Origin of the sequence: Burkholderia sp. RF2-non_BP3, from assembly GCF_001522185.1 — a bacterium.
Taxonomy (GTDB): Bacteria; Pseudomonadota; Gammaproteobacteria; order Burkholderiales; family Burkholderiaceae; genus Burkholderia; species Burkholderia diffusa.
This window is the reverse complement of sequence record NZ_LOSU01000061.1, coordinates 60,274-78,022: the sequence shown is the minus strand read 5'-3', so window position 1 is coordinate 78,022 and position 17,749 is coordinate 60,274. Positions and strand designations below refer to the sequence as shown.

At 58.7% G+C, this 17,749-nt stretch carries 14 protein-coding genes and 2 pseudogenes; 7 read left to right on the top strand and 9 right to left on the bottom strand.

Features of this window, described 5'->3' with window-relative positions; translation table 11 throughout:
• Positions 1–165 precede the first annotated feature (165 nt).
• Together WS45_RS28350 and tnpB are read left to right on the top strand one after the other, a co-directional pair.
• The gene (locus WS45_RS28350; protein WP_244139251.1) at positions 166–552 is read left to right on the top strand and encodes a transposase; all 387 of its coding nucleotides are present in this window, start codon (positions 166–168) and stop codon (positions 550–552) included.
• Positions 540–884: an IS66 family insertion sequence element accessory protein TnpB gene (tnpB, locus tag WS45_RS28345; protein ID WP_133372528.1), complete on the top strand. Its 345-nt coding sequence runs from the start codon at positions 540–542 to the stop codon at positions 882–884. The genes WS45_RS28350 and tnpB overlap by 13 nt, the downstream gene beginning before the upstream one ends.
• A 105-nt stretch (positions 885–989) precedes the next feature.
• On the opposite strand, the gene WS45_RS34300 is transcribed toward tnpB, so the two are convergent.
• A protein-coding gene (locus tag WS45_RS34300) for an IS5 family transposase (RefSeq protein WP_156437330.1) occupies positions 990–1,816 on the bottom strand; the annotation gives its coding sequence in 2 pieces (ribosomal slippage) (positions 990–1,468 and positions 1,468–1,816; 828 coding nt in all).
• Between the two features lie 74 nt (positions 1,817–1,890).
• Here WS45_RS34300 and tnpC point away from each other — a divergent pair.
• A complete protein-coding gene (tnpC, locus tag WS45_RS28340) occupies positions 1,891–3,408 on the top strand; it encodes an IS66 family transposase (protein ID WP_059702721.1) in 1,518 nt (505 codons plus the stop codon).
• Positions 3,409–3,765: 357 nt separating this feature from the next.
• Here the strand turns inward: tnpC and WS45_RS36615 are convergent, their stop codons facing one another.
• The 4 genes and pseudogenes from WS45_RS36615 to WS45_RS28330 all read right to left on the bottom strand — a co-directional run bounded on the left by WS45_RS36615 (position 3,766) and on the right by WS45_RS28330 (position 5,306).
• The gene (locus tag WS45_RS36615; protein WP_082722064.1) at positions 3,766–3,891 is read right to left on the bottom strand and encodes an IS4/Tn5 family transposase DNA-binding protein; all 126 of its coding nucleotides are present in this window, start codon (positions 3,889–3,891) and stop codon (positions 3,766–3,768) included.
• Positions 3,892–4,077: 186 nt separating this feature from the next.
• On the bottom strand, positions 4,078–4,233 hold the full coding sequence (locus WS45_RS35430) for a hypothetical protein (protein ID WP_156437329.1): 156 nt from the start codon (positions 4,231–4,233) through the stop codon (positions 4,078–4,080).
• A gap of 88 nt (positions 4,234–4,321) precedes the next feature.
• A pseudogene (locus tag WS45_RS35425) lies at positions 4,322–4,486 on the bottom strand (hypothetical protein); the annotation flags it as partial.
• 85 nt (positions 4,487–4,571) lie between these two features.
• Positions 4,572–5,306: an SIMPL domain-containing protein gene (locus WS45_RS28330; RefSeq protein WP_059702717.1), complete on the bottom strand. Its 735-nt coding sequence runs from the start codon at positions 5,304–5,306 to the stop codon at positions 4,572–4,574.
• Between WS45_RS28330 and WS45_RS36610 the strand changes: the two genes are divergently transcribed.
• Complete coding sequence (locus WS45_RS36610) at positions 5,288–5,926, top strand: tyrosine-type recombinase/integrase (protein ID WP_373558366.1); 639 nt, start codon at positions 5,288–5,290, stop codon at positions 5,924–5,926. The two genes, WS45_RS28330 and WS45_RS36610, sit on opposite strands and share 19 nt — an antisense overlap.
• Positions 5,927–6,149: 223 nt before the next feature.
• Here WS45_RS36610 and WS45_RS35420 read toward each other — a convergent pair whose 3' ends face one another.
• A complete protein-coding gene (locus WS45_RS35420; RefSeq protein ID WP_156437327.1) occupies positions 6,150–7,475 on the bottom strand; it encodes a hypothetical protein in 1,326 nt (441 codons plus the stop codon).
• Between the two features lie 780 nt (positions 7,476–8,255).
• Here WS45_RS35420 and WS45_RS28320 point away from each other — a divergent pair.
• Positions 8,256–9,414 (top strand): annotated as a pseudogene (locus WS45_RS28320) (IS3 family transposase).
• A gap of 301 nt (positions 9,415–9,715) precedes the next feature.
• Here WS45_RS28320 and folC read toward each other — a convergent pair.
• The 3 genes from folC to WS45_RS28305 form a co-directional block, all read right to left on the bottom strand.
• The gene (gene folC, locus WS45_RS28315; RefSeq protein ID WP_082722065.1) at positions 9,716–11,065 is read right to left on the bottom strand and encodes a bifunctional tetrahydrofolate synthase/dihydrofolate synthase; all 1,350 of its coding nucleotides are present in this window, start codon (positions 11,063–11,065) and stop codon (positions 9,716–9,718) included.
• An 89-nt stretch (positions 11,066–11,154) separates the two neighbouring features.
• Positions 11,155–11,601 (bottom strand): hypothetical protein, encoded by a 447-nt coding sequence (locus WS45_RS28310; protein WP_059524649.1) that lies wholly within the window; start codon positions 11,599–11,601, stop codon positions 11,155–11,157.
• 108 nt (positions 11,602–11,709) lie between these two features.
• Positions 11,710–12,474: a winged helix-turn-helix domain-containing protein gene (locus WS45_RS28305; RefSeq protein ID WP_156437326.1), complete on the bottom strand. Its 765-nt coding sequence runs from the start codon at positions 12,472–12,474 to the stop codon at positions 11,710–11,712.
• Between the two features lie 712 nt (positions 12,475–13,186).
• On the opposite strand from WS45_RS28305, the gene WS45_RS28300 reads away from it, so the two are divergent.
• Complete coding sequence (locus WS45_RS28300; protein WP_059524640.1) at positions 13,187–13,804, top strand: response regulator transcription factor; 618 nt, start codon at positions 13,187–13,189, stop codon at positions 13,802–13,804.
• Between the two features lie 6 nt (positions 13,805–13,810).
• Complete coding sequence (locus tag WS45_RS28295) at positions 13,811–17,518, top strand: ATP-binding protein (protein WP_059702715.1); 3,708 nt, start codon at positions 13,811–13,813, stop codon at positions 17,516–17,518.
• Positions 17,519–17,749 lie beyond the last annotated feature (231 nt).

Genomic DNA, 17,749 nt, shown 5'->3' with positions numbered 1-17,749 from the left:
GCGTCGACGGTCGTGATCGTGTTCCGGGTGATGGCCGGAGTGGCAGACGGCACACTGAAGGATCCGGCCATTGCAGCGTAAGCACCCGGGGAAGTCATCTTGATCGCGTTAGGCGCGAAGGCGAGGATCGTGTCCATCTAAATTTTTAATGGACAGATGTACACGATGGATAAGACCGAGGTGATGCAGGAGGTTGTGCAACCGACGCGACGTCGGCGGCACAGCAAGGAGTTCAAGGCACAGGTGATCCGTGCGGCGATGCAGCCAAACGTGTCGATCGCGGCGGTAGCGCTGCACTACCGCCTGAATGCCAACATGCTGCGAAGCTGGGTGGCCGCCCAGGAAGAACGGGATGCGGCCGAAGCTGCCCGCAAGTCGATGAGCGCGCCATCGGCAGAGTTTGTGCCGTTACAGCTTGAGACGTGCGGGGCTGCATCTGGGGCGACGGAGATCCAGATCGAGGTACGTCGGGGTGCGGCGACGGTGACCGTGCGTTGGCCGTTATCGTCGGCCAGTGATTGTGCGCTCTGGTTGCAGGGATGGCTGCGGTGATCCGCATCGACGCGATATGGCTGGCGACCGAACCGCTGGATATGCGTGCCGGCGCCGATACGATTCTGGCGCGTGTGGTGAAGGTGTTCGGCGCAGCGCGCCCTCACCATGCTTACCTGTTCGCCAACAAGCATTCGACGCGCATGAAGGTACTCGTCTATGACGGCTTCGGAATCTGGCTGGCCGCGCGTCGCCTGAACAAGGGCCGGTTCGTCTGGACGAACGGCCACGAAGCAATCGCCGTCGCGTTGAATCCCGAACAGTTGCGGGCGCTCGTGACGGGGCTGCCGTGGCAGACCCTGACGCACGATCACGTCATCTGCGTGGTGTAACGCGTCGTCGGTGCCGTAAACAGTTTCGCTTCCGTGGCGGTGCCGGCTCTGGCAGACTGGGCCGTATGAATCTGCCCGCCGACCTCGATGCCCTTAGAAACGGTTTCATAAAGGCTGCTGGGTGCGCTGTAGGGTATTCCAGCAGATTAGGCAGCAACCGAGTTTGAGGAACGCGCCGTGAATGTCAGCACGGCGCTCGAAACGAATACGGAGGCGACGGAAGTGATGCAGCCAGGCATGCGTGCGCTCAACGACCCAGCGATATTTGCCAAGGCCGCTGCCATGTTCGGTACGGCGCTTGGCAATCACCGGCTCGATACCGCGCTTGCGCAACGCGCGTCGATGTCGCTCGGAGTCGTAACCGCGATCGGCGTAGACCACACGCGGTCTCTGCAATGGGTGACCACGCAATCCGCGAATCGGCGGAATCGGCGGAATCGCGTCGATCAGCGGCAGCAACTGCGTGACGTCGTTGACGTTCGCTCCGGTCAGGATCGCGGCGAGCGGGGTGCCGTTGGCGTCGGTGACGATGTGGTGCTTGGAACCGGGTCGCGCACGATCGGTAGGGTTTGGCCCAGTTTTTGGCCCGCCCCAACAGCGCGAATCGATGATGAATCGACAGCGGCTCGTGAGAAATCGATCTGGTCCGCTGCGCGCAGCTTTGCGAGCAGTAGCTCGTGCAAGCGATCCCACACGCCGGCTGCTTGCCAATCGCGCAGTCGTCGCCAACATGTCACGCCCGAGCCACATCCCATCTCGGCCGGCAGATCGCGCCAGCGCAGTCCAGTCTTGAGAACGAACAGGATGCCCGTCAGCGCGGCGCGATTCGAAACAGGCAGGCGGCCCGGGTTCTTCTCGCGCCGCGGCTTCGGTGGCGGCAGTAACGGCTCGATCAGTATCCACAATTCGTCGTCGATGATCGGCTTGGCCATCTCCTCGGTCTCGATTGTTCAGATGCCTGAGGTTAACAGCTCGCCGCGAAAGTTAACAGACCCACGAACCCTTTTTGAAACCGTCTCTTAGCCCGGAGCAACTGCGCACACTGGCCGCTCAGTTGATGACCCAGGTCGGCGAGACGCAGCGTGAACTGCACTACCGTCAAACGCGTATCGATCAACTGACGCACGAACTCTCCGTGCTCAAGCGCCTGCAGTTCGGCAAACGCAGCGAGCAGCTTGATACCGAACAGATGAGCCTGCTCGACGAGGCGATCGATGCAGACCTGGCGGCACTGGAAGCCGAGCTCGAACAGCTTCAACCGGCCACGCGTGCCGCTGAGCCTCGGCAACAGCCGAAGCGTGTGCCCTTGCCATCGAAACTGCCGCGTACGGACATCCATCACGAGCCGGAAGACACCACGTGCCAGTGCGGTTGCCAGCGGGAGCGCGTGGGCGAAGACATCAGCGAGAAGCTGGACTATGCGCCAGGCGTGTTCACAGTCGAGCGGCATATCCGCGGCAAGTGGGCCTGTCGGCACTGCGGGACCCTGATCCAGGCACCGGTCCCGCCTCACGTCATCGACAAGGGTATCCCGACCACCGGGCTGTTGGCGCAGGTGCTGGTTGCCAAATACGGCGACCACCTGCCGCTGTATCGGCAGGAACGCATCTTTGCTCGCGCGGGCCTGGCGATCCCGCAATCGACGCTCGGCGCGTGGGTCGGCATCTGCGGCGTACGGCTGCAACCGCTGGTCGATGCGCTTCGCGAAGCGCTCCTGCAGCGCGACGTGCTGCACGCCGACGAGACGCCGGTGCAGATGCTGTCGCCCGGCAAGGGCAAGACGCATCGGGCTTACCTGTGGGCGTACAGCACGACGCCATTCGCCGATCTGAAGGCCGTGGTCTACGACTTCGCCGGCAGCCGTGCCGGCGAACATGCCCGAAAGTTCATGGGTGCGTGGCGTGGCAAGCTCATGTGCGATGACTATGGCGGCTACAAGGCTGGATTCGAACTGGGCATCACGGAAATCGGATGTGTCGCTCACGCGCGCCGGAAATTCTACGAGCTGCACGTCAACCACCAGAGCCAGATCGCCGAGCAGGCGCTGAAATACTTCGGCGCACTCTACGACGTCGAGCGTGACGTCGCCGAACTGAAGCCTGATCGAAGACAGGCCATCCGCCAGCAGCGATCCAGGCCCGTTGCCGATGCGTTGCACGCCTGGATGGTGACCCAGCGCAAGCTCGTTGCCGAAGGATCGGCGATCGCGAAGGCGCTCGACTACAGCCTGAAGCGTTGGGAAGCGCTCACGCGCTATCTCGATGACGGGCACGTGCCCATCGACAATAACTGGCTGGAGAACCAGATTCGACCATGGGCGACTGGCCGCTCGAACTGGCTGTTCGCCGGCTCACTGCGCGCGGGGCAACGTGCAGCCGCGATCATGAGCCTGATCCGGTCGGCGCAGCTTAACGGCCATGATCCGTACGCCCACCTGAAAGACGTGCTCACCCGACTGCCCACGCATCGTGCCGACGACATCGCGTCGCTGCTTCCGCATCGCTGGTCGCTCGCCGCGGCTTGATCAGCGGTACCTCACGAGCCTCGGTGCCTTTACCGGGGGCTTACATTGCAGCAACAGCGGGCAGCCTGCTGATGTACTTTGCGCGCGAGACCGCGCCAGTATTGGGATTCTGGTTCGGGACCACACGGGGTGCATCGCTACGGGCGATGGTGCCGATCGCGAGGCTAACAGCCAGACTCGAACGCATCAGGATCCCGCAAACCGTATGCCGGGCTTTGCCGCTTCTTGTCAGGACGACTCGGCACCTTGCGTGTCGAATCAATCAACTCAGGCCGGTCCCGTTTGTACGAGAATTCAGTCGTATCCTGCAAGTTCAGTACGGGACCTTCTGATGAAGCGAACCGGCCTCGCGCGACTTCAAAGTCGCCCACTCAGTATGTCCTGTTCGCTCACCTTGGGATAGGACAGAAACCAGTAGGCTGCTTTCGTGTTGCACCAGTCCTGAAATGCCATCGGAATGCTCTGCCCGACATACGACCACAAGCGCTCGGAACCAGGCGAAATCTTATGCCAAGACGCTCATCGCGAAACCGGCTCTGCCCAGCTTCCTCATTCAGCCAAGCATTAGCCCCAAACGCTTCTCCCAGTGTACGCTTTCGACTGCCTCCGCTCGTCATTGCGCCCTTCCTTCATCTAAGGAGCACACAACGACGTTAACATGAATGAATCCTAGTTAACAGAGAAAGGCAGAAAAATGTGGATAACAGCAAGCTTCAAAGAGCGCTTACGCGTCACCGCACGGATCACCGTTTCCTTGAACTCTTTACTGCGGCGGCGACGCCGCGTCGGCTGCACCGCTTCCGAAATCGCCTCATTCTCGTCCATAGCGTACACGTGTCCATTTAAAGAATTTGGTGGACACGATCGTGCCTTCATCACCCCGACGATTCAAGGTGACATTGCCGGGGCTTACGTTCCACTGGATGATCGTGCGATCGTCCATCGCGGCATCCTCGAGAGGCACGAGCCGCGTGAGTTCGCTGCGACTGATCACGAAGCCGCCCGAGTGCTGCGACGGATGACGTGGATAGCCGAGCATCTGCGCTGCGAGCACGATCGTTTGATGCAGCACGGGTGATCGTTGCCCGTGCGTAAACGGAAAATACCGACCCTCGGGCCGGCATTCTCGCGTTAGTTGGTGGCAACACGCCGCGATGCGCGCATTACTTCATCTGCACCGAACCGTTGACCGTCACCGACACGGTTGCCTTGCCGCCTTCGACCGCGATCGGCGCGCTCATCTTCGCGCTACCGATCGGTCCCGCAGCCATCTCCATCACGCGCGTGTATGGCTGTACGTTGCGGCCGCTGCCCACATTGACATCGCGGATCGTGTAGCTGCTGTAGCCGAACGCCTTCGCGGCTTCGTCCGCGCGGGCGCGGAACGACTTGATCGCTTCGGTCGTGAGCTTCTGCTCGGCCGTGCGCTGCGCTTCAGGCGACAGCGAGAACTCGACGTTCGCGACCTGCATCAGGTTCGACAGCTGGCCTGCAAGCTTCGACGCCGCAGCGATATCGCGCGATTCGAGCGCGACCTCGGTACGGCCGCGCCATGCGGAGATCTTCCCGTCGCGATCGGTGCTCGGATACACGGAGAATGCGCCCGTATGCGCGGAGAGGCCCGAGACGCTCTTCGCCTGCGACAGCGCGGCATCGGCGCGCTGATTCAGCGCGGACGTGAGGCTGTCCGGATCCTTGGCCTGCTGTTCATAGAACAGCGTGATGTGGATGATGTCTTGCGGCATATCGGCGCTGGCCTGTGACGACAGCGACAGCACGCCCGCCGGTTCCGGAAAATGCGGGTTCGCAGTTTGCGCGTGCACGGCGGGCGACGCGAGCGTCAGCGCGACGGGAACGGCGAGGGCAAGCGACAGCGCGAGTGCGGATTTCTTGGTCATTGTTGGACTCCTTGTATGAGTGCGCGCACGCGGATCACGCGTGCGCGACGCGGGTGGACCGCGCGCCGAAGAAAATAACAGCCGGCCCGATCGGCCGACAGCGGTTGCTTAGCGCCACACGACCGTATGCCAAAATTGATGCTTTGCTTGTAGCACCCGACCGGTCCCTATGGTGCTGTCGCCGCGACTACGCACTGCTTCTGACGATGTACAACACCGGGGCGCACGTTTCCAAAGTCATCGCGCTCCGACAGGAACAGGTCCGGTTCAGCGGTTGCAAGCCGATCAACCTGATGGGCAATGGCCGCAAGGAACGAAGCATCCCGTTGTGGTCAAACACGGCCCAGGAATTGAAGACGTGGTTCCACGAACTGGAGAGCACTCGCACGCCGATCGCGTTTCCAAGTCATCACGGCCGGAAACTGTCGCACAACGGGATCGATTACATCCTCCAGCAGGTCGCCAATCAGGCTGAATATACGCCCGAGCCCCACTGGCAAACGCATTTCGCCGCATGTCGTGTGCCACACGGCGGCCATGTATCTACTGCAATCGAGCGTCGACATCAGTCTCATCGCTCTCTGGCTTGGCGACGAAGCAGCGAGCACTCGAGAAACTGACGCCAGCGGAAGCCGCCTCGTTCCGGTTCAAGCCTTATGATAGTGTGTTTGCCTTCCTGCAACACCTCTGATTATCTACAGTCTCGTCGCCGACGATCCAAAGCTGGCGGGCACCGACCGACGAACTGGGCGTAACCGGGAACGGTGCCTAAAAGCGCTTATGCTCTCCAGCACTTAAGCGCTACCCTTGTTCATACCCGTCATTCGACCACCCCCACCGTTCTCAACCAATTTTCAGTTCAGACATAGCATTCTCGACCTGCGCATCAACCCGGTCCACGCGCTCCGGGTTCAGGTCGCGCCACTTTTCAATCCACGTTAGACCGATTTGATCTAACATCGAATCTCGTCGCATCATCAATATATCACTCAAACGATCCGGATTAAGATCAAACTCAGCTGGTCCAGCCTGCCAGTTATGCAGAACTATTGATTTAATTACATCATCGGTCAGCTTTGTCAATCGATATCCAAATTCCAGTGCGGCGCGACAACGGGGATCGGACAAATGGCGACTCCTCTTGTCATGATAATATCTCGCATTATCCATACCTTCCCGTACACGTTGTATGGACGTAGCCGACTGTTCTCCATAGGGCTGTTCGCCAAGCCCAATTAGGCTTGGCGAATGATTCTGTGAAAAATCATCATACGCCTCAGATCTGTGTTTTAGTACAAAGAGTGCTGGTGGTCGTTGCAAATTTGCAATGCGATGCCCCATACTTTTCGGAACGCCCATGTAGCCAAGCGGACCTGTCACGTCAAAGTCGACGGTCTCGCCTCGCCACCCGCTAGGAGTGTTTGTGAAGCCAAAATTCTCCATGCGGAAGTTCAAGTGATCCCAGTTATCAATGAATCGGGACATTAGGTAATGCTGCTCCTGCTCAAGCAGAAGATCATCCGGGAGTAGTTGGTTGAGTTGTTCGAGTGCATGAAAGCGCTCGCGATCCAACTTTCGGTACAAGTTGATTGATGCGCTGTCGCGCCCATCCAACTCATAATATCGCCTTCCAGCAAGAATGCTTTTTTGCCTTTCACACACCGAATAGTATTTGTTTACAATTTTTTGATATTGACGCTGCGCCTCTCGATACTGTTCCGTATTTTGAGGAAATTGATTGATAATTTGACTTCTACCCTCCGCACTGGTGAGAAATTTTCCCAGATCAATGTAATTTTCATCAAATCTAGACATCGCGTACAAATCACCATCAGAACCATCGGTGGCATTCGGATACAGAATGTAATCGCACCCACTCCCAAGCCGAATCAATGGCGCATCGAGTCCACTCGCTTTAAATACTTGCGCCATCGTTACCTCCATTGCCGGATAAAAATTGCTTCGCAAATCCATCGAACTGGCCAAGCGTGGTTCAAATTGATTCAGCCACCACGCTGGCACCCTAGCGTCCTTCACCCGGTAAGCTGCCTCCGATTGAGATTCGCGCACCGCAATCATCGCGGCTTTGTTGCTCCCCCCTTTCGCCGGACGCCACGAAAGAACGTCAACCCGACAGTCCACGTGCTTTAAGCCACTACTGCCATCCATAGCTCGACTTTCCTCTTGTACCTCACCGAAACTTTTGTGATGTCGCGTGGCCCGTATTTGCCGGGAACTTTCCGTTGCTGGCCGCTCTGATTCAGCCAATTTGGGGGCCTTTGATGCTCGGCGCGTGTCCGATCTCGTTCTATTCGAGGACGCCAGGATCGGATTCAGTGTTTCACTTGTTCCGAGGCCTTCTCCAGGCTTGATCGTCAGTCCTTCAGTCACGGAATACAGCCAATGCGGGTCAGCCGTCCGCCAACTCGACAAATTGGCTTCGGCGCGGTGCCGCAAGTTTGCTTCCCGGGATGCGTCCGGGCCGTCATACCGCCTTGCATTCGGTCGCGTAGACTCACTCGGGGTAGTTACGTTTCGGACTCCGATTAGCTGCGAATCGATCGTTGATGCCCGAGAACGCATGGTTTCAGCAGAAACAGAAAACGGAATATGGATTGGCGAGATAGGTGAAATTGCAGGCATTATCAAGATTGAATAAGACTTCAAAGCCCTCGATAATCGATCCGACTCCATGTTCCTCGCTTTCAAAAAATGACTGTCGACAGATCCGAGCTTATCGTCAGCTATGAAGAAGAATATTTCAACGGAATATCGGGCATTAATTCAATCACACGCCCATAATTTTTACTAGAGTCGCTCATATGGACTCCTCCCGGATTGCAAGCTGGGTTTTGCAGATAAATCTACAGTGATCTGCCACGATTCCACGCACAGCCAGAAGTTTGATAACTTGTTGTGTGTACGGAGAAAAGCGTGTCAGAGAACCTGATGCCAAGAAGGCAATGCGCGAAGGAATTCAAGTTAGAGGCGGTAGGGTGAGCCAAGAGTGCCGACCAGCACGAGGTCGCTCAAAGGCTGGGCCTGCCGGTGACCACGTTAGGAAGCTGGTGCCATGATCAGCACAGTGGCAACGCGCAGGCGGCGGCAGAGCCGGTTGCTAATGCGCCGGTGTGCAGCCGTCGTCTGGTCAACGATCTGGAAGCTGAGGTCAGCAGGCTGAGCAAGGAACTGGTCTGCGCGAAGCTGGACATCGATATCCTTCGAAAGACAACGGCATACTTCGCGAAGGGGTCGCGATGAAGTATGCAAGGATCGATCAGCATCGCGACCGCTACAGCGTCAGCCGGCTTCTCGGTGTGTCGAGCAGTGGCTATTGCCAGTGGCGCGGCCGGTCCGAAGTCGGCGAGCCCAAGCCAATACCGCGCTGGGCGCCCAAGTTACCGCCATTCATCGCGCCAATGCGGCAGCTATGACTGACCTCATATCGTGCGACAGTTGCCTGCCCAGGGCCGGCCGGCGGGCGCCGAACGCGTGCGTCACAGCCTGCAACGCCAGGGGCTACGCCCAGTCTACAAGCGCCCGTACCGGGTGACGACGGATTTGACACATCGCCTGCCGGTGGCGCCGAATCTGTTGGATCGGCGTTTTTGACGGCTGGTGGCCCAATCGAGCCCGGGTAAGCGACATCACCTTCGTCAGAACCGGCGAGGGCTGGTTGTATCTGGCGGCGATCCTGGATCTGACGAGCCGGCGCATCGTCGGCTGGTCGATTGTCGATGTCCGAGCGGATCAACGCAGACCGGGTCTGCCAGGCGTTGCGCAGCGCGTGCTCGCAACGCACACCGCCACCGGGATTGCTGCTGCACTCCGAACGCGGCGCCCCATACGTCAGTCGCGCTTATCGGAAATTTTCAAGATAAACGTTTCAATGAGCCGCCGTGCCAACGCTTGGGATAACGCCCCGATGGAGAGCTTCTTCAAGTCGCTGAAGGTCGAATGAATCTACCAGACTCACTACGAAACGCGTGCCCACGCCCGTCTGGATATCGTCGATTGGATAGAGGGCTATTACAATCGGCAACGCCTGCATACCTCGATCGACTTCCTTACCTCCGTCGACTTCGAGGCTAGCTTGATCTCCGCATGAGTTGCTGTACGCGAAAACGACGCAGGGTCACGCCCATACTGGCGCTGGCTGCATATGAACTGCTTGAGGATCTGCTCGCGGTAATCATCGACTTCTACGGTGCCAAACTCCACGACCGGCTACGTGAGCAGCGCGCATGTCACGACCGGACATTCGAACGCGAAAACCCTATCCGCCGTTCTGAACGGGACTGCCATCGCATCACGTCAATGGGCCTCTCGGGGGCTCTTCTCACATGAGCAAATTGCTCAACATTGAGCCGCAATTTAAGCGTGGTTTTACGCCCCCATCGACAGCATGTTCAGTTCGAACTTACGGCAGATTCGGCGCACTGATTTTCGCCTTGCAAAATCATGACTGTGCTCGCGGTCGACATTTCCACCCCACCTACCGTCACAAAGCTTCCAAACACCACGACCCGATCCGATGGCGCTGCCTGCTCAAGCGCTTGATCCAACGCCAAGGCCGGTGATGCGCATCGCGTCACCGCCTCGGGAACCGGAACACCCGCATGACACAGGACCCGCTCGAGCTGCTCCGCCGTGGCCGCGCGCGGGATGGGAAGATCCGTGACATACCAGTGATCGATCTCTGCGATCAATGGGCGAATGATACCGGCGACATCCTTGTCCTGCATAGCACCGAACACCGCGACTGTGCGAGCGAAGTTGCCCAAATCCTGCAAATTGTTCCTCAATGCGATCGCTGCGTGCGGGTTGTGACAAACATCCAGTATCACGGCTGGCCGTCCCGGCCACACCTCGAACCGCCCCGGCAACACAACGCTTTCGAGCCCACGACGGATGTGATGCGCGAATACCGGCAGCCGGTCACGCAGAACCTCCAGACATGCGAGCACTGTTGACGCGTTCGTCACCTGATGAGCGCCAAACAGCGCCGGCCGTCGCAGCATCGGACGCCGCGTTTCGCGTCCGACATACGTCCAGGCCTGACTGTCCGCATCCTGCCGCTCGCAACTGAAATCGCGATCGATCAGCCATAAGTCCGTGCCGAGACGTTGGGCGTGATCGAGTAACGACTGCGGCGGCGCAGGATCCGCGCAGATCGCCGGTCGTCCTGCGCGAAAAATCCCGGCTTTCTCGAGCCCGATCTGTTCGCGTGTCTTGCCCAAATAGGCAATGTGATCGATCGCCACATTCGTCACCACCGAGCAATCCGCATCAATGAGGTTGACCGCATCGAGTCGCCCGCCCATGCCGATCTCCAGAATCACGGCATCGAGATTACTAGCAGCCAACCAATGCAAGACGGCCAGTGTCGTAAATTCGAAATACGTCAGGGTTACGGGCTCCGGCAACCCCTGACGGGCCCGCTCCACCGCCTCGAAATGCAGCAGCAAATCCTCATCGCTTGCCTGTCGCCCATCGATGCGGGCACGCTCGTTGAAAGTCAGCACATGGGGTGACAGGTAGCATCCAACCGAATAACCCGCCGTGAGCAGGATCGCCTCCAGCATGACACAGGTCGACCCCTTGCCATTCGTCCCGCCCACCGTGATCACCGGGCAGGTAAATGACAACTGCAATGCCGCCTTCACGCGGCCGACCCTATCGAGGCCCATATCGATCTCGATGGGATGAGCGGACTCCAACTGGGCCAACCACGCCCCAAGCGTGTCATGTCGAGTCATAACCCCTTCCATACGGAATAATGAAACAAGCTGCCGATGAGGTGCCGGCACTCCACCGTCACTCGATCAGAATGACACTCAAATCGGAACTAGCGGCACGCCAAACAGGCCCGGCCATGGGTCGCCCAGCGAATGCTCTCCGAGTCTGCGTGGTCGTTGCGCCGCTCGGCGAATCGCCCAAGTTGCGCGGGCATATTCAAATCGCCCTCCCACGTCGCTTGCTGCTTGAATGTCGCTGCCTTGCGATCAAAGCGCAAATGATGCAGCGCGGTCTTTCCACCCCAATCCTTCGACGGGAATGCAATATAGTCAATTTCGAAAACGTCATCCTCGATTCGACCATTGACCACGTAGAGCCCGTAATGCTCTTCACCGGGCGAAATGATTTTGTAAATGCCGTTGTCGTAGTAGTACAGGGCAGCATCTTCGAACGGCTTAGGATCGTACATCTTCTCGTAGAACAACTGATGAACGATCGTCGGACGCCCCAAGGACACGACAATTTTCGCGCCTCCGATTTCTTGGTGGTCCGTCATGCCCAAGGTCGACATAGCTAAAACTTCCACAGAGACAATAAAAACCTGCGATACGCGCCGCGCTTGGGCGCCTACTGCACCGGGCCGAATTGTACCGAGCAACGCCCGTCACACTTGCAAAAAACGACCATCCGGTTGCAGCGCTGGTGACGCACCAACATGCACCACGCGATGCCTCCCGCCATGCAAGCGATCCTCCAGCGCTGTTGCATCTGCGCGAGTAACGCCAGGATCCCGTGGACGCCATGCCTGCGACAACCATGCCTCGCCCTGCGAAGGCATCACCACGGGCGACATGACATGCCCCCCATGCCAGATAGCGAGAATTGCCCAAACTCCCACTATCGACGCCCCCGCAACCGCAAGCCACGCGGATACGCGACGCCCGAAACGCCAGCGCACCCCGGAAGTCGTTCGATCGTCAACCGGCTCACTCTTGTCGAGCGCGCATGCGTCCTCGCCCCCGATCTGCGACGAAATCGAAATCTCGTCATCGCGATGAAATGCGTTAGTCGCCTTCGATTCGTCGACCATACTGTCCTCCCTCTCTGCCTGACGCGCGAGCTCCAAGCCATAGCGCGGAATGGTCCGAATGAGATCCCGCGGCAAGCCGATCGCTTCGAAGCTGCGCCGCAGCCGCGTGACCAGTTGGTAATAGCTGGCGTCCGTGACAACGACACCACGCGCGCCCCAGATACACTCGATCAGAGCTTCCTTGGTCTGCGGACCGTCAAACAACTGCTGCAGGAGCAAGGACTCGTTGAGGGAGAGATATTTCAGCGACTGGTCGACAAGGTTGACCAGCACACGAGTCTGGGTGTCAAAGGCAATATCGCCCATCACATGCATTGAAGGCGCTGCAGGATGCATCATGGAGTCCCTCGTTCACGATCGCGTCAATCGCCGGCCCCGACAATGTGGGCGAGAGGCGAGGCACGCGAAAGGGTTATGTTGGTCGCCGCCCAGCGAATCACGCGGATAAGAGCATCGACCACAAGCAGGGTCATCAAGCTCACGCGCCAGCCCCCACATCGGGGGTTGTGAACAGCATGTCACGGCAATTATCAAATACCTGTCATACGCAACATATCGGCCCACTCCCATTCCGCCATAAGACTCATCCCGTTCACGCAACGAATCATCTGTGCATTGCCGACCCATGCCTCGCATGTCCCGATACAGTACGAAGTCGACCGAACGGCTTCAACGCCCCCCCCAGTCACGCCAGCCCTCCCGCGCCCGGCATCGGACATTTTGAATATCAGCGCCACCCCTATACAATAGGCAAGCACCTATGCACAGTCAGACTTTGCCTATACCAAACCATCGCTTGTCTGCCGATAATATTGGAACTAGTTCCAATATTTGGCCCAACCATAAGGGAACGAACATATGCCGACCTTCGGCACGGCGCTTCACATCAACCAAGCGGCGCCTTACGTCTCCCGCTGGGCCGTTTGATACGCCGCTTAATCTCGCGTGCGCCTTGCTGACAGCCAATATGGCAACCGGGATCCTGCACACGCAGTGAGTCCAGGGATTCTTAGCGCGCGCGAACCCCTGCTACAGCTGGATCGAGGACACCATGCACAAAATCTTGCTGGTCGATGACCATCCCATATACCTAATGGCACTATCCACTCTCCTCACTCAGGAGCTCGTCTCCGACGAGATCGCCGTCGCGAAGGACGGCGAAGCGGCGTGGGAAATGTATAAATCCCATCAGCCCGATCTCATGATCGTCGATCTGAATCTGCCGACGCTGAGCGGCGTGGATTTTGTCAAGCGCGTGCGCGTGTCTGATAACCAAGTCCGCATCTTGGTCTTTTCATCGGCCCGCACCGAGGTAATGGCCACCAAGATTCGGGCGATCGGGGCGAACGGATACGTACAAAAAACCGAGGACATCAGTCAAATGCTCAATGCCATTCGCGCCACCCTGTCCGGGTTCGACTGCTTCCCGAGCGTCGCCAACGACGGCACGATCGCAGGCAGTGGTCGCGCAGCCGCCGCACTCTCACCGCGTGAAATTACCGTGCTGAGTTATCTGGTGAAAGGACATTCCAATCAGGAAATTGCCGATCTGCTGCATCTGAGCCACAAAACCATCAGCACCCACAAGGCGCACATCTTTCAAAAGACCGGGATTTCCAACATCGTCGATCTCGCCGAATTCGCGCGCGAGAATTTGCTTTTCGATTAATTGCCCATGCGCGCCTTCCTGCGTGATCGATTCGCTCGGGCGCGTTGGCCACGGATCGCGGCGCTGACGCTCGGCGCGGTCCTGTTAGGCCCGCTCACGAGCCATGCATCGCCTGACGAACCAGACGACCTGCGCCTCGTCCACCTCGCACAAAATACCCGCGACCTGACGATTCCTGCCGCCACGCAAGCGTGGTTAGCCGAGCGGCAGCGTACTCTGCGAGTGGGTGTCGTACCCAATATCGCACCGCCGTTCGACATCGTCGATACCACCGGAAGTTACTTTGGCATTACTGCGGACCTTCTCGACCGGCTACGATCCAGCGCACATCTTCGCCTGACATTCAAGCGCTATCCGGATACCACCGCCATGCTCGCGGCAGCTCGTCGCGGCGACATCGATCTGGCCACAACCATCATCCAGACCACTCCCGCTTTATCGGGCTTGCGGTTCAGTCGCGCGTATTTTCCGGATCAGGACTCGGTCGTCGAGCGCAACCAAAGCGAAGGCTTCGTCACCGTCCCCACACCGTCAGTCCCCCGCCTCGCGTATGTCCCGGATCTGGTATCCGCCGCCGTGCTGCGCCAGCATTTCCCCCGTGCGCTGCTGATGCCGGTCCACTCACCCGCGGCCGGACTGACCGCGGTTGCCTTCGGGCAAGCGGACCAATATGTGGGCAACACCAACATCAGCAACTACCTGATCGAGCGGCTGCAACTGCTCAACCTGAGCATCCGGCGCTTCACAACCTATCCCAGCCCGCCGGGATTTCAGCTGGCTGCACCGGCCTCCCATGCGCCGCTGATCGATCTGGTCGATCGTCTGATCGCGCAAATAGACATTGAGGACCTGGCTGAGACGCGCTCACGCTGGGAGGGGCGCCCGAATCATGTTGCGCTCGACATGGCGACGGTGCTCTCGCCCGCCGAGAAGGCATGGATTCAAGCCCATCCTGTCGTTTATTTTGCCGCCGAACCCGACGCACCGCCGTTCCTGTTTCACGATGACAAAGGTGAAATGGCAGGCGTCACAGCAGACATGATGAACCTGATCACCACGCAGGTCGGGATCCGCTTCAAGCCCAGCCACGGAAGTGGCCCCGACGATGTGCCGGCGATCCTCCCGGTCATGAGTGCCAATGCCATGCGACCGGGCTTTGTGCCGACATCGCCCTATTCGTGGAGCGGCTTCGCCGTGGTCACGCGCACGGGCTATACGCTGCCCAACGCCATTGGCTGGCCAGCCGTCAGTCGCATTGCGATTCCTAACGACGGTATCGTCAATACCTTGCCGTCTCGCGCTGGCGCGCCTGCTCACTACGTGGTCACACCGTCAGTCAACGATGCCCTGCATGCGGTCAACGACGGCAATGTCGACGCCGCGATCCTTAACATCAATATCGCAAACTACTATATTGCTCAACGCTACCAAGGCAAGTTAGTCGTCGCGGGCTACCTTGAGCCCGCCGACACGGCCCAAGTCGGATTCGGCGTGCCAGCGTCCGATCCCGAACTTGCGTTGATCATCGACAAGGTACTGCAAGGCACGCGTGAAGCGCGGCTAAACGATATCCGAAATCATTGGAATTACACCAGCATTCCGGACGCCACATTTCGCCCGTGGCGTCAACGGCTATGGGCTGGCCTTGCCATTGCGGTCTCGTTCGGGCTCCTGTTGCTCGCATGGAATCGTTCACTGGCCCGGCAAATTCAGCTGCGCCAACGCGCAGAAACTGCGCTCCGGCAACAATTCGCGCTCCAGCAAACGTTGCTGGACAGCATGCCGTTCCCGTTCTTCATCTGCGACGTGCAATTGCGGCTATCCGGTTGGAATCAGGCCTTTGCCGCTACGATCGGTCCCGCGCGCTGTGTCGTCGGAAGTCGGCTCAACGCGCTGACCGCCTCGGACGACACACTCATCGCACAATTGACCGACATCCTCCAAGATGCGGTCGCCCAGCAAGTCCCACTATTTAAGGATACGCGTTTGCGTGTCAACGGCCATGAACTCGATGCCCATGCCTGGGTCGTACCGTTCGTGAGTGACGCACCGGCTTCGCACAGCCTGCTATGCGGCTGGATGGACGTATCCGAACGCGGTGAAATGCAACGCGCGGCCAAGCGTGCGCAAGAGGAAGCGGAACACGCCAATCACGCGAAATCGACCTTTCTGGCCACCATCAGTCATGAAATCCGTACCCCCATGAATGCGATCTTGGGCATTCTGGAATTGCAGGTGCGGCATGCCAAACGTCAGACTGGCATCCCTCCCGAAGATGTCGTAGCCGCACTCGAGTCGGCCCGTTCGCTGGTCGCCATGCTGGATGAGATTCTGGATATTTCGAAGATCGAAGCCGGTAAATTGACGATCGATATCCAACCGGTTTACCTGAATTCACTCACCGACAACGTTGCCGCCATTTACGAAGAAGTTGCCAAGAAAAAGGGCGTGGCCTTCCGTTACACGACGAGTGCGCACGACTGGCAGGTGATGACGGACGCCATGCGACTGCGGCAGATCCTGAGCAATCTATTGTCAAATGCGATCAAGTTCACGGCGCGCGGCGCAGTGTCATTTCGGGCGCACATCCAAGACGCATCGGACGACGACGCGACCCACGTCGATATTCATATCGTAGACACCGGTATCGGTATCGAGCCGGCAACCATCCCGTCATTGCTTGAGCCCTATACGCAAGCTGCGCCCGATATCGCTACCCACTACGGTGGGACCGGTCTCGGCCTGCCCATCTGCAACCATCTCACCACCGCATTGGGAGGCAAGTTAACGATTGAGAGTACGCCCGGACGCGGCACGCACATTACGTTGCGCTTCATCCTCCAACGTGCCGCGCATTCGCCGATGCCAACCATGACGCCCGCGGCCGCCACCGGGGTGGATCCCGGCACACTGTTCCAGGGCTGCACGGCCTTGATCGTCGACGACCATCCGCCCAATCGGATCGTGTTGTCGCGCCAGCTACAATTCCTGGGTTTCGATACCATCGTCTGTACGCTTGCCGGCGAAGCACTGGCCGCGCTGGAGCGCACGTCTGTTGATGTGCTGATCACGGATTGCAACATGCCGGGAATGAGTGGATTCGAACTTGCACGCTCCATCCGCCGTCAAGAGAAGACCCAACACACAAACCGCCCTCTGACCATTGTCGGTTTCACAGCCAGCCTACTCCCCGAAACCTTGCACGAGGCAACCACCAATGGCATGGATACCTGTTTGATTAAACCCCTTGCACTCGACGAACTCGCCAGCGCACTGCAGCCACTGTTGCATCGCGAAACGCCCGGCGCTCCAGGTATAGAGGGCTTGCCCGTGCGCACGGCTCAGCCGGCCCCGGCCGACAGCATTGTCGACCAGATTGCGCGCCTGGATCCCGCGAGCGAGTCCAAGCTCTTGCGCAATCTAATCGCGACCTGCGAAGCGGATATCACGGCACTGCATATCGCCAGCCAAACCCTTGACTATGCCTCGATCGGCGACGTAGCGCACCGTCTGCATTCGACCGCCGAATTGTGCCGTCTGCCCGTACTGGCTCAGTTGACCGACACTGCCGAGAGCCTGGCACGGAGTGACAGGCCAGCGGATCCGGCGGAACTTGCGGCCGTCGTTCAGACCATTGTCGACATTACACGGCGCTTGATTGCCAAATTGCAAGCGCGCCTTAAGCCGGAGGCTCCCCAAACCGACGCACATTGATGACGATCCAAGCAAGGCCTCGTCCCGCACACCCGACATAAAGAGATCTTACCGACTACATCCACATTACCCCAGCACGCGAGATTTTGCTGTGCAGTCAGGCAGCAAGTCTCACGTCGGGCCGATCGGCCGCGTCGTCAGAACCACAGGTCGACGCGAAAGCACTTCGTAAGAATTCGAAAATTTCATCTCATGCGGCTCTGATATTGTGCCCACATCTCTGCCAGCAAC